General features: G+C 37.0%; 13 protein-coding genes. 12 read left to right on the forward strand and 1 reads right to left on the reverse strand.

Going from position 1 to position 13,252, the window contains the following annotated elements; all coding sequences use genetic code 11:
* Positions 1-50: 50 nt before the first annotated feature.
* The 12 genes from A9G30_RS13680 (at position 51) to A9G30_RS09385 (ending at position 11,387) form a co-directional block, all read left to right on the forward strand.
* Positions 51-158, forward strand: coding sequence for a hypothetical protein (locus A9G30_RS13680; protein ID WP_176700883.1), 108 nt, complete (start codon positions 51-53; stop codon positions 156-158).
* A 4-nt stretch (positions 159-162) separates the two neighbouring features.
* Positions 163-519, forward strand: a complete 357-nt coding sequence (locus tag A9G30_RS09335) for a hypothetical protein (protein WP_065588772.1) — start codon at positions 163-165, stop codon at positions 517-519.
* Positions 520-534: 15 nt separating this feature from the next.
* Positions 535-648 (forward strand): DUF6911 family protein, encoded by a 114-nt coding sequence (locus tag A9G30_RS13685; RefSeq protein WP_442903451.1) that lies wholly within the window; start codon positions 535-537, stop codon positions 646-648.
* Positions 649-1,364: 716 nt separating this feature from the next.
* A complete protein-coding gene (locus A9G30_RS09345; protein ID WP_218057818.1) occupies positions 1,365-2,378 on the forward strand; it encodes a 3-oxoacyl-[acyl-carrier-protein] synthase III C-terminal domain-containing protein in 1,014 nt (337 codons plus the stop codon).
* Entirely contained in the window at positions 2,375-3,382 is a 1,008-nt protein-coding gene (locus A9G30_RS09350; protein ID WP_065588774.1) for an NAD-dependent epimerase/dehydratase family protein, read from the forward strand. The genes A9G30_RS09345 and A9G30_RS09350 overlap by 4 nt, the downstream gene beginning before the upstream one ends.
* Position 3,383: 1 nt before the next feature.
* The gene (locus A9G30_RS09355) at positions 3,384-4,190 is read left to right on the forward strand and encodes an MBL fold metallo-hydrolase (RefSeq protein WP_065588775.1); all 807 of its coding nucleotides are present in this window, start codon (positions 3,384-3,386) and stop codon (positions 4,188-4,190) included.
* Positions 4,187-5,476, forward strand: coding sequence for a F390 synthetase-related protein (locus A9G30_RS09360; protein ID WP_065588776.1), 1,290 nt, complete (start codon positions 4,187-4,189; stop codon positions 5,474-5,476). Before A9G30_RS09355 ends, A9G30_RS09360 begins: the two co-directional genes overlap by 4 nt.
* Positions 5,473-6,093: a phosphatase PAP2 family protein gene (locus A9G30_RS09365; RefSeq protein WP_218057820.1), complete on the forward strand. Its 621-nt coding sequence runs from the start codon at positions 5,473-5,475 to the stop codon at positions 6,091-6,093. The genes A9G30_RS09360 and A9G30_RS09365 overlap by 4 nt, the downstream gene beginning before the upstream one ends.
* 10 nt (positions 6,094-6,103) lie before the next feature.
* On the forward strand, positions 6,104-7,210 hold the full coding sequence (locus A9G30_RS09370; protein ID WP_065588777.1) for a sterol desaturase family protein: 1,107 nt from the start codon (positions 6,104-6,106) through the stop codon (positions 7,208-7,210).
* On the forward strand, positions 7,200-8,324 hold the full coding sequence (locus A9G30_RS09375; RefSeq protein ID WP_065588778.1) for a fatty acid desaturase family protein: 1,125 nt from the start codon (positions 7,200-7,202) through the stop codon (positions 8,322-8,324). Before A9G30_RS09370 ends, A9G30_RS09375 begins: the two co-directional genes overlap by 11 nt.
* Positions 8,324-9,445 carry a fatty acid desaturase family protein gene (locus A9G30_RS09380; RefSeq protein ID WP_065582084.1) on the forward strand — a complete coding sequence of 374 codons (1,122 nt, stop codon included), beginning with the start codon at positions 8,324-8,326 and terminating at the stop codon, positions 9,443-9,445. Before A9G30_RS09375 ends, A9G30_RS09380 begins: the two co-directional genes overlap by 1 nt.
* A 370-nt stretch (positions 9,446-9,815) precedes the next feature.
* Positions 9,816-11,387 carry a hypothetical protein gene (locus tag A9G30_RS09385; RefSeq protein WP_141672064.1) on the forward strand — a complete coding sequence of 524 codons (1,572 nt, stop codon included), beginning with the start codon at positions 9,816-9,818 and terminating at the stop codon, positions 11,385-11,387.
* A 679-nt stretch (positions 11,388-12,066) separates the two neighbouring features.
* Here the strand turns inward: A9G30_RS09385 and tuf are convergent.
* The gene (gene tuf, locus A9G30_RS09390) at positions 12,067-13,251 is read right to left on the reverse strand and encodes an elongation factor Tu (RefSeq protein WP_065582082.1); all 1,185 of its coding nucleotides are present in this window, start codon (positions 13,249-13,251) and stop codon (positions 12,067-12,069) included.
* Between the last annotated feature and the right edge of the window lies 1 nt (position 13,252).

Here is a 13,252-nt window from a genome sequence, read left to right on the forward strand (position 1 = left end):
AAATATCATTGTATTGCTTAATGGTGAAGAATTAATTTAATATTTTTCTCGTGCCTGTTGATTTTAGAGTATTAACGCCAGCTAACCAAAAAATTCTTATAAATTATGCAAAAACACTACCAAAATCACTGCAAGATAAAATTATTATTATGAGGTAATGACATGGGAGCTAGTATTTTTTTTAGTAAAGATGAATCTATTGAAAAACCTGAGGATAGATTCACCTCTGCATTTATTCATAGTAGCTATTGGGATTCATTTGGCGATCTGTTGGATAAGGTCTTTTTGCCAAGTTACCCTAAATTACACAAAGTAATTAAATCTGAAGAAGGTGAGTATTTAAAGTTTTATTCATTTGCTGAATTAGATAAAGAGCAATTTAACCAAGCAGTTAAATTAATAAGGGAATATATTGCCAAACAAAAGAACCCAACGGAATGGCAAAAGGTGGCACAAGTTGTGTGGGTAGAAATAGCAGAACCATACATTATCCAAGATAAGCGTTACCAAAAGACTTAAGGGAGGTTTATTCTAATGTTGGATAAACCTTTTGCCCTCGCTTCTATAACTAAAGATTTTTCTTTAGTTGTTAAGGCGTTTAGTGAGTTTTTACAAACAGGGAATGTTAGTGGAGATCTACTGTGTTAATTTGATCCCCCACTAAATGAGGATCCTCTTATTATTTTCTTGCTTAATGAATGTGTGATATTAAATACCTTAAAACAATCCTCTAATAACCAGTTATCAAACTCTGCCGTTTTATGTTTACCAACATGATAACCGATAATTTGTCTATCGGGTAAATTCACCAAAAACACATAAATAATGCCAACGTTGATTAACGCGTATATAAGTTAAATCTGCAACAACAATTTGCTTTTTATCATCTACGTAAAATTGCCGTTGTCAATGATTCTTTTTGGCTGTTTGATTCACTTCTGTATTATGAGGTTTATAACGTTTAATGGTGTTATTTTGATACGCACAATAAGGATTTTATTACCCGAGCAATAAATTTTTTTCTTATGGACTGTGATTATCTTTTGTTTTAAATAAGCCACTTTAACGGGCTTACATTATCCAACGGTCCCATGCTGATGGTGTCAAATTATATTCTGCAACGATTTCACCACGTGATTTACCGTGTTGATAAAGACTGATGATTTGGTATTTAAAATCATCATTGAATGTTCGCTTTTTTCGTTTAATCTTATTCAGTTTCTTTTTTAATTGTGGTAAGTTTACCTTATCTCTTATAAAAAGTGTGGGCCGGCCCACTAATAACCTATATTTTAAAAAAAGTTTATTAGAATTAAATAGAGTACTATAATAATTGGCAAAAGATAGTTTTTGGAGTATATCTTTTGTTAAAAAACAATGAAGTGCTAAACAAAACGGTAATCCCTATTAAAATTATTTCAACCGGTATTGCTTTACCGCCAAATAAACTTGATGCGGACGAATTAGATAAAAGGCTGAATAAACCTGCTGGTTATTCGCTTAAGCGTTCAGGTATCCTTTATCGCTATCACGCTGATCAGCAATTGAGTCAAGCCGATTTAGCCGCCCAAGCGATTAATGATGCTATAATGCGTTGTGATATAGACGCAAAATCGATTGACTTATTAATTTCAGCTTGTGCACTTCCTATCCAAGCCCTACCATATACCGCAACCCATATTCTAAAAGCCAGTTCACTTTCCAAAAATATTACCTGCTTTGATGTTAATGGCAGTTGTGTGAGCTTTATTTGTGCGTTACAAGTTGCTGCTGGGCTATTAAATTCTGGTGCTTATAAGCGAATCGCTATTGTTTCGGCAGATTTGGCTTCACGAGGGTTAGATTGGCAAGATGAAGAATCTTCATTTATCTTTGGTGATGGAGCTGCTTGTGCTATTGTCGAACAAGGTGATGGTCGCAGTGGTATTCTTTCTTGTTTGTTAGAGACTTATACCGATGGTATTGATCTATGTGAAATTCGCGGTGGAGGTAGCCGCCGAAATCTTAGAACAGGGATGGATGAAACTGATTGCCTTTTCCATATGCAGGGTAAGCCGTTATTTAAACTGGTATCATCGTTAATTGAGCCATATTTAGCTCGCTTATTAAATCGAGCTGGTTTAACTCTTGCCGATATTGCCACGGTTATTCCTCATCAAGCTAGCCATTTGTCTTTGGAACATATGCGTAAACGACTTAATGTTTCAAGTGACGTGCTAATTGATATCTACCGCTTTCGCGGTAATCAAGTGGCCGCTTCGATACCTAGTGCATTGCATGAAGCAATAATAACTAAACGATTTAATTCTGGTAAACCTGCCATGTTAATAGGTACTGCTGCTGGGGTTACTTTAGGGGGAATGATTTTATTGCCATGAGATTTTTAGTTACTGGTGCGACCAGTGGTTTAGGTCGTAATGCAGTTGAGTGGTTGCTTAAACAAGGTCATCAAGTGCATGCAACAGGGCGCAATAATGAGGTGGGGAAGCAACTTGTTGCGCTAGGTGCTACGTTTACTCAGCTTGATTTAGTCACGGCGAGCAAAATGGATTATCACCAATTATTGAGAAATTGTGATATAGTTTGGCATTGTGCTGCGTTATCATCCCCTTGGGGTAACTATGAATGGTTTTATCAGGCTAATGTTTTAGTGACCTCACAATTAGCCGATATTGCAGGTCAACTTGGGATTAAGCGCTTTATTCATGTATCCACACCATCGATCTATTTTGATTTTAAATCCCACCGTCATATTTCTGAAGAATATCGAGCTAAACGGTTTGCTAATCATTATGCTGATACCAAATATCAAGCCGAACAGCATATTCAAACATGTGTTACACGCTATCGTGAAACTGTTTATCTAATATTAAGACCGAGAGGTATATTTGGACCACATGATCGTGTGATTATTCCTCGTATGCTTGCATTATTAAAACGTACTGGCGGTATATTATATTTGCCAGCAGGAGGGCAAGCTTATTTGGATCTTACCTTTGTGCTAAATGTAGTTTATGCTTTATTTGTGGCCTCAACTCAGCAGCAAGTATTGTCGGGTGAAGCCTTTAATATTACCAATCAACAACCATGTCAGCTTAATCAATTATTAAAGGCGTTGTTAACCGATCAATTGCAACTCGATTATAAAATTCGCTCGCTCCCTTATCCACTACTTTACGGTATCGCTACTGTGCTTGAGGGGGTATCGGCTTTAACTCATAAAGAACCACTACTAACGCGTTATAGCGTTGGTACATTATATTTTGATATGACTTTAAGCCAACAACAGGCGATTGAACGTTTAGGTTATCAACCTTTATATGATCTTAATGAAAGCATTACGCTGACAGCGCGCTGGTTACAGGAAAGTGGAATGGTATAAGATGGCTAAAATAATCCCATTTAAAGCTGGATACTGTACTCATATTGCGTGTATGGTTATGCGGGGTGCTGGATTTCATGTTTGCCAGTTTCCTGCACGTGCTTGGCTAATTGAGGTTGATGGCTATCGCTGGTTGTGGGATACTGGATATGCTGAGTATTTTCAACAATATACCCAATCGGGCATATTCAAACTTTATCAAAAAACCACCCCAGTTTATCTAAAGCAAGGCGAATCATTAAAAGCGCAATTTGCGACTTTGGGTATTGAGCTTGCCAGTATACAAAATGTGATTATCTCACATTTTCATGGTGATCATATTGCGGGATTGAAAGATTTTATTCATAGCCGTTTTATTTGTTCCCAAAAAGGTTGGCAAACGGTCAAACCGCTACATGGCTTTTTTGCCCTTAAGCAAGGTTTTGTTCCCGATCTTATTCCTGATGATTTCGAACAGCGTGTTAGTTTTTTAGAACAATTTGAGTGTTGCACGTTAGCACCTGAGTTATCTCCTTTTACGCATGGCTATATTTTACCTAATAGCAAAAAGCAGGTAATTTTAGTGCCTTTACCTGGTCATGCAGCTGGTCACATTGGCGCATTTATCTTGACTGATGAGGGGTGGACATTTTTGGCTAGCGATGCAGCATGGGTTAAAGCTAATTATAAAGAGTTAAAAAAGCCGTCTCGTTTGGCGCAACTCATTATGGACGATCCACGCGCCTATCATCAAACCCTTAATCAACTACACCAACTTTCTTATCAACCTAATGTTACCATTTATTTAAGCCATGAGGATGAACAATGAGGCTACTAAAAATACTTTGGTATTATTGGCGCACCAAACGCTTAACATTTAGCTGCCGAGCAGATCTTGAAGCATATCAACGCAAACAATTAGAAAAATTTAAACAGCGGGTATTAAGCAAAAGCCCTTACTTTAGTCGATTTATTAAACAACCTTTTGATACTTGGCCACTGATGAACAAACAATTGATGATGGCGAATTTTGATCAAATGAATACCGCAAATCTTAATAGCCAAGCGTTATTGGCATTAGCCCAACAAAGTGAGCAAAAGCGCGATTTTAGCGCCAAAATGGGTAAGTTTAGTGTGGGATTATCTTCAGGAACTTCAGGGCAACGAGGGATTTTTGTGGTTAGTCCAAAAGAACAACAAATTTGGGCTGGAGGCATGCTGGCAAAAATGTTGCCACGCGGGCTATGGAAAGAAGAACGTGTTGCACTGTTTTTAAGAGCTGATAATCATCTTTATCATAGTACTAATAGTCATCGATTGACCTTTCGTTTTTACGGGTTGTTTGATAATTTTCAACAACAGATCCAATCGCTGGATGACTATCAACCAACTATTATTATTGCCCCTGCACAGGTACTGCGCGCTCTTGCAACCGAAAAACTCAACGACAAGTTAACTGTCAATCCTATTTTAGTCATATCTGTCGCAGAAGTGCTCGAAGAACAAGATAAAAAACTTATCAAACAAGCGTTTAATCAGCTCGCTGAAGTTTATCAAGCCACCGAAGGATTTCTTGCTGCAACCTGTCCACTAGGCACTTTGCATTTAAATGAAGAGTTTATCTATATTGAACCTCATTGGTTAGATGAAGATCGTTTTATGCCAATTATCACCGATTTTACTCGTCAAACGCAGCCTATCGTACGTTATCAATTAGATGATATTTTAGTTCGTAGCCAAACGCCATGCCAATGTGGCTGGCAAGGAATGGCGATTTCACATATTGAAGGACGATGTGATGATCAGCTTGTATTAACAGATCAACATGGGAAACCATTAACCATTTTTGCTGATTATTGCAGTCGAGTAATAGCCAATACCTTACCGCTAACCTGTGATTACCGCCTGATTCAGCACAACGATCAATGTATTGAACTCATTGGCAGTTGCTCAAAAGAACAGTTAAGCCAGTGTCAGCAGGCATTAACGGCTCATTTTATTCAACAAGGTGCCAAGGTTGACGCGCTAATCTGGAAGCTTACGCCAGTTGTTACACTACCCAAAGCCTTTGCACAAAAAAGACGGCGGATCATTCGTGAGCGAGGTAGCCAATGAAGTTAATGAAGTCTTGTCTTATACGATTAGCTTATTTATTGCTCGGATGGCTTAGTGTGGGGGTATTTTACCGTAGTGCGGGTGAGCTACAAGGCGAGCCGACACTACTTACCCCTTCGATAATTGACCAATCGATTGCCTTTACACCTCATGCTATTTGGTTTTATCTTTCGTTCTTTTTGATCATCCCAATTTGTTTTTTAGTCGCTCCTTATCATCGCTTACTTTGGATGTCTATCTGTTTTATATTAAGTGGCTTTCTTGCAGGGATTTGTTACCTTATTTTTCCGACCTCGATGGATTTTCCTGTCGATACTGGTACCTCAATCAGTTCTTGGCTATTAGCTAAACTGATTGATATTGATGTTCCTGTTAACTGCTTTCCTTCGTTACATATTACTTTAACCTTGCTTGCAATTTGGGGGAGTTTAGATAAGTGTCATCCTCAGCGTAATATATTATTGGTATTGTGGGGCATTGCAATTGCTTTTTCTATTATCCAACTTAGGCGGCACTTGTTTGTTGATTTTCTTGGTGGGATCGCATTAGCGTTGATGGTGGGATATGGTGTGCGTTACGGATCTTCTTATTTAATTAAACAAAATTTAGAACAATAGGAATCTTATTATGTTGGATTTAGTTTTACCTTTTGTGATAATGTTAATCTTGATTGTTGCAGAAGCTTTCGTTTTACAATATATAAAAAAAGTAACCGTTAACTGGTCTGATATTATTTTTAATTTAAACTCAGGGCATTTAATGCTTTGGTTGTTTCGTGGGCTTGAATTAGTCTGCTACCATTTTTTTTATACGCATTTTAGTTTTAATCTGTTTATCCATGTGCCGATCATTTTAACTTGGATATTTACCTTATTGGCTTGGGATTTTGGTTTTTATTGGGAACACCGTTTACATCATAAAATACCACTATTGTGGGCAATTCACATGGTGCATCATCAAGGCGAACATTTTAATTTATCTTTAGCTATCCGTAATTCGTGGTATTCATCGCTTACTTCAATCCCATTTTTTGCCTTATTGGCTATTGCAGGTGTTCCAACACCAATTTTTATTGCCGTGTCGATCTTTCATTATTCGATTCAATTTTTTAATCACAATGCTGTTACCCCACAATTAGGTATATTAGAAAAGATTTTGGTTACTCCAACGCATCATAAAGTCCATCATCTTAAAGACTATTATTATGCTAATCATAATTTTTCAGGGTCATTTATATTCTGGGATAAGTTTTTCGGTACGTTTGAAACAACGCCTGTCGATAAAACGATTACCTATGGTAGCCATGGCATTATGTCACAAAACCCTTTTTGGGCTAGCATGTTACCTTTTATGGCATTATTCAACATTCCTTATTCCCCTAGTTTATCCCGTTATCGCTTACCGCATGGTTTATTAGTGAGTGGTGGCTTATTTCTATTTGGCTTGGTATTAAGCTACGTCTATGATTATGGCTACGGTTACCATAATGTTACCATGACGCAGTATCTATTATTTGGCTGTTTGGTATTGGGTAGTATTGCCTTAGGAGGCATGGCGGAAGGCAAACATTGGGGAATAGTTAGTTGGTTTGTCTTGTGCTGGTTAATCCCTCTATTTTTTGCCATCTTTTGGCAATGGCCACCATTTTACTGGCTATTATTTGCAGGCTTGATGACAATACATGGCTCAATCACTTATGTTATGTGGCTTATAGGAAAATATCATGCCAACTAAACCATCACCTAAGTTGCACTACACTAATAATGATGAACCATTTCATCAAGAATTAATGGCAGAAGCTGAAGCTTATTTGGCTCAAAAAGGCGATCATCGTTTTGCTAATAGCTCATTATTGTTTAAGAATTTCTTATTATTATTCCTTTGTGCTGTATGTTATTTCTTCAGCTTACATCAAGTGACTATCGGGTTATTTGCGCTTTATTATTTTGGTTTTGTTATGTCAGCCATGCTAGCCAATATTAATGCACAACATGATGCTTGCCATAATGTTTTTTTTCGAACTCGACTAGCAAATCACATTTTTGGGCGATTGGTGACATTACCTTTGGGTATTGATCCACATTATTGGCAAGTTAGGCATGTTGATTATCATCATATTTATCCTAATATCGACAAATACGATCTTGATATGGAAGAGAATGGTGTCTTTCGCCAATCGCCATTTCAAAAATGGTACCCACACATGCGATTTCAGTCGTTTTATTGGCCTTTTATTGCTGGGTTATCATTACCTTATATTGCATGGGTATTTGATTGGTCTGATCAATTAGGTAAAACTGCGCTAGCATCAGACAAAAAAAACTTAACCAGTATAACAGGATGGGGGGTATTTTTAGGTAGCAAAATTTTGCATTTCATCATAGCCCTAATGCTACCGATACTTATTTTATCTTCGGCGGATATTAGCTGGTATGGTGTACTATCGGTTTATCTTATCACACAAATGCTTTCATCTTTAATTGTTGTATGCTTACTCTTAGGGACACATTGGGTCGATCCTGCATTTTATACAGCACCCAAAGATGGCAAAATAGAGCATGGTTGGTATTACCAGCAATTTACTACCTGTTGTGACTGGTACCCATCCCCCAAAATATTTAACGAATTATTAGGTGGGGTAAATTTACATCTTACTCATCATCTGTTTCCTGGGTGGAGCCATCGCCACTATCCAGCATTAATGCTAATTGTTGAACGATTAGCACAAAAGTATCAATTACCTTATCGCAGGTTAGGCTATCTTGAGTTACTCACTCAACAGCAACAATTTATCCGTAAAATGGCACAAAATCCGAATAAACAAACTTCCTATTCAGAGTCAGACTAATGCAAAAGCCACAATCACAGCCGCAACCACAATCACAACATCCCACACTACGGTTTAGTAATGAGCAAGATATATTATTGCGAGAAGCATTAAATACGGCAGCAAAAGATTATTTACTTTCCCAAAATGATCATCGTTATGCAAATAGTGGCATGTATTTAAAGTTAGGTTTACTCTTAGTTCTGTGTATAGGATTTTACTGTTGCGCGCTTTTTCAACAATCAGCATATCTATTCTCTCTTTGCTATTTTATGTTTAGTTCGCTCGCCCTACTATTAGCGGTTAATGTGGTGCATGACGCATCACATAATGTATTTTTTAAATCAAGCAACGCAAATACTTGGCTTAATCGACTAATTACCATTCCACTTGGGATTGATCCAGAATGCTGGCGTATTCGTCATGTTGTGCAGCATCATCCTTTTACTAATATTGAACATTATGATCTAGATATTGAGTATAATGGCGTGCTTAGGCAAACACCTTTCCAAGTGCACCATTGGTTTATGCGTTATCAGCATTATTACTGGCCATTAGTGGCAGGAATGACCTTTCCTGCAATTATTTGGTGGTTTGATTGGCAAGATCGGTTAGGCTTAAATTTTAATAAAAACAAATTTACCCATCATGGCATAGTTGGTTGGTTTGCCTTTTTGGTTATTAAGGCTTTACATGTTAGTTTGGCTATTGTTATTCCAATATATATTTGTCCTCAATTTAGTTTATGGTTTATTCTCATTGTCTATGGTTTAAGTCAATTTTTTGCTTCACTGATTTTTGTCATACTGATTCTTGGCACCCACTGGGCAAAAGCGACTTTTTATCAAGCGCCCGAACTTGGTCTTATGCCACATGGTTCGATACAACATGTATTTAATACTACGCTTAATTGGCGATTAAAGTTTCCCATTTTAGAATATTGGTTAGGTGGATTAAATTTACATCTAACTCACCATATATATCCTGGTTTCAGCCATCGTCACTATCAACACCTGACGAAAATTATTCAACAAATTGCCAAGCAACATCAGATTGATTATCACGAAATTACTTTGTATGAACTATTTGTACAACAGCAAGTCTTTTTAAAAAAAATGGGAAAAGCACAGCGGATGGATTGATTGTAACTTTACATAAACATTTGATTTTATTATTAAAATGCCAAAATAAAAACTTCAATAAAATCAATGGGTTTTCTGACTGATTTTTAAACGGAAAATAAACTTATTTTGTAAATTATGTTGTTTTAGGTGTTTTAGCATTTGTTGTTATCAATAACTTTTTTTACCAGCAAAATTTAAAATACTCAAAATACAGCTATTTTAACCTATCCTAATACTAGAAAAATCACGAAAATACAAAAGAACAAATCGGCTTCTTTTTTCTATTTTTTTACAAAAAAGCACCCAAAGCACTAGCCAAGATTTTTTTTTGCAGTTATACTTTTATCGATTAAAAAAGCTCATCAAGTGAGCAGATGATTCTAAAAAAGTGAAAGAAAACAAAAATTTAATTGACGGGCGGTACAAAATGCAGTATCATCTTTGGCATCAGGCATCAGGCATCAGGCATCAGGCATGTCAGTTTTATGTCTTAAATCTCTCAAATAATCACAAAATCCGAGTTTTTAAACCTAACTCATTTAGGTTACCAAACCTTACGACTAAAGCGACGTCGTTTTTCACAAGCTTGAAGCCTAAACTAACTAAAAAAACAACATTGTTTTTATTCTCACAACTAGTGATTTCTAGCTATGCTCATTCGGCGCTTAGTGCGACCACAACTCATGTTATTATAGGCAATGCGCCTGAGGTTGTAGCGTTATCCAGTGCAGATAAACAAGGTTTTACGGTGAATGGTATTTTTTATAGTGAAGCAAGTGGTAATATAAAAGCGAGTGAAATTAAAGAGTTTGACGGTAATTTAACGTTTAATGATTTTACTATTTCAAGATATGATTCCAAGAATTTGGATAAAGTGAAAAATTATCGTGATATTGATGGCGATAATGCCGACCCAAGCGCTCCTTTTAAATTAGAAACGACCTACTATTGGTGGTATGACAATACAGGAAAACAGATAACGGGTGATGATAAGAAAAAAATCATAGGTTGTGGCAGTGGTTATGCAATGCCATTAAAACTCATCATTAAAACTAATGTCAAAACATATTCGGCCTATGGGATCCCAAAAGAAAGTGAACCTATTGCTCTAGCCAAAACGTATCAGATAGCGCCCATATCACAAATTTGTTATGCAAAACCAAATTCCACAATTGTTCACCCAGAATATCAATGGATTGGAATGGATTTAGCAACTGGCGCCTATTATTTTAATCGGCCCGAATATTCCAGTAGACATCCACTTGTGGGTGGTGGTTATACTCAGGATTATGTGCCAAATTATGGTTTTAAAGCAAAACCTACAGTTTCATTAAGCACTTTCCCAACAACAGGGTTTCCAGGTGCAAAATTTCAGTTAGTCATGTCGAGGGCTCAAACCGACTATCGTTACCAAGTGGTGAGTAATTCAGGTGGAGCCGTTTCTATTGATCAAGATGGTATAGTAAAACTGAATAATAAGCCTTCGGGGCGTGTTACAGTAAGAGCGATCTTAAAAAGAGATACATCAGTCATTCATGATTATCATTTTAACCCAACTTCTATTTGGGGGGTGCCACAAAATTTTAGCGGAGAATTTGAAACTGTGAAACAACACTGTGGAGGATTACAAAATATGTTGAGTCGTGCTCAATTAACTAATTCTCCTCGATATGATGGTGATACCGCAAAATTAGGTTTTGATAAACTTACTCATTCTAATAGTTATACTCGAGCAATAGGTGATTCAATTTTTAGTGAGTGGGGATGGACGACAAAATCGTCTTATCCTGATTCAGAATGGCAAGAATATTATGCTCCGCCTAATTTTACCTCTAGATACTGGACCTCTGATTCACAGGTAGTTGACGGAAAGCTAATTTCCCATGTTGTACATAATCATGATGGTTTTATTGGTATGCTTGAGGATCATTTGAAAGGTTATGCCGTTTGTAAAGAATAAAAACATTTTGAATATGATATAAATAGAATGATATGTAGAATGTTTCGCTAACAGTGAAAGTGAAAGAAACGCTAAAATTCCAACGCAATTATGGCGGTGTGCTGTTGTTCCATGAAGAATTTTTTTGCACGCTAATAATCAATCAACATATATTTTAACGTAAATACTTAAGCATAAATAAAAACTAAAATTTTATGATGCTAAGGATGCGCTAAAAATAGGTTGATTTTGGTGTATGCATTTCTTTATGCGAGTATAAGCAAGCGTTTGTTAGAAGAGTTGAAAAAACGGTTTGGGCTATTAGCTTGTTGGCAATTTTAACTTAATAATTTATGAAAAATAGTTATATCGACATACCACGAAGGACGCTTAGCGAACGCAGTGGAAAAATGAGGTAATGAGCTTGTTGGTAGCGCACGATCATTCGAAGTTAATAAAGAATACTAGAAAAGCAACTAATGTTTATTTATGATTGATTATAAATATAGCTAATCTTGGTAATAGGGGATCTTTTCGAAAAGAACTGATTTTGGCTTTATCGGAAGTTGAAACAATAGGTTACATCGGGCTTGATATTTTTTTATAAAATAAATAGCGGTTATCCAAAAAGTGCACACTGTGCACTTTTTGATTGATGGTAAAGAGTAACAGTTGGTTACTCTTTATAGTAGCAGGCAGATTACTTAATAACTTTAGCAACCACACCAGCACCAACAGTACGACCACCTTCACGAATCGCAAAACGTAAACCTTCAGCCATCGCGATAGGGTGAATTAATGATACTGTCATTTTGATGTTATCACCAGGCATTACCATTTCTACGCCTTCTGGTAATTCAATCGTACCTGTTACGTCAGTTGTACGGAAGTAGAACTGTGGACGGTAACCTTTGAAGAATGGAGTATGACGACCACCTTCATCTTTGCTTAAGATATACACTTCTGATTCAAAATCAGTATGTGGAGTGATTGAACCTGGTTTTGCAAGTACTTGACCACGTTCGATTTCTTCACGTTTTGTACCACGTAGTAATACACCAACGTTTTCACCCGCACGACCTTCGTCAAGTAATTTACGGAACATTTCAACACCAGTACAAGTGGTTTTAGTTGTTGGTTTGATACCCACGATTTCAACTTCTTCACCCACTTTGATTACACCGCGTTCAACACGACCAGTTACTACTGTACCACGACCTGAAATTGAGAATACGTCTTCAATTGGTAATAGGAATGGTTTATCAATATCACGCTCTGGCTCTGGAATATAGCTGTCTAATGCTTCAGCTAATTCAACAATTTTGTCTTCCCATGCTGCTTCGCCTTCTAATGCTTTAAGCGCTGAACCACGGATTACTGGTGTGTCATCACCTGGGAAATCGTATTGAGATAGAAGTTCACGGACTTCCATTTCAACTAATTCTAATAACTCTTCGTCATCAACCATATCACATTTGTTTAAAAATACGATGATGTAAGGAACACCTACTTGACGACCTAAAAGGATGTGCTCACGAGTTTGTGGCATAGGACCATCAGTTGCCGCTACGACTAAGATAGCACCATCCATTTGTGCCGCACCAGTGATCATGTTTTTAACATAGTCAGCATGGCCTGGGCAGTCTACGTGCGCATAGTGGCGAGTTGGTGTATCGTATTCAACGTGTGAAGTATTGATGGTGATACCACGTGCTTTTTCTTCTGGTGCGTTATCGATTTGATCGAATGCACGAGCTTGACCGCCGTATTTTTTAGCAAGAACAGAAGTAATTGCTGCAGTTAAAGTTGTTTTACCATGGTCAACGTGGCCGATTGTACCAACGTTAACGTGGGGTTTTGTACGTTCAAATTTTTCTTTAGACATC

Source organism: Gilliamella sp. Fer4-1 (assembly GCF_001690515.1).
Lineage (GTDB): Bacteria > Pseudomonadota > Gammaproteobacteria > Enterobacterales > Orbaceae > Gilliamella > Gilliamella apicola_C.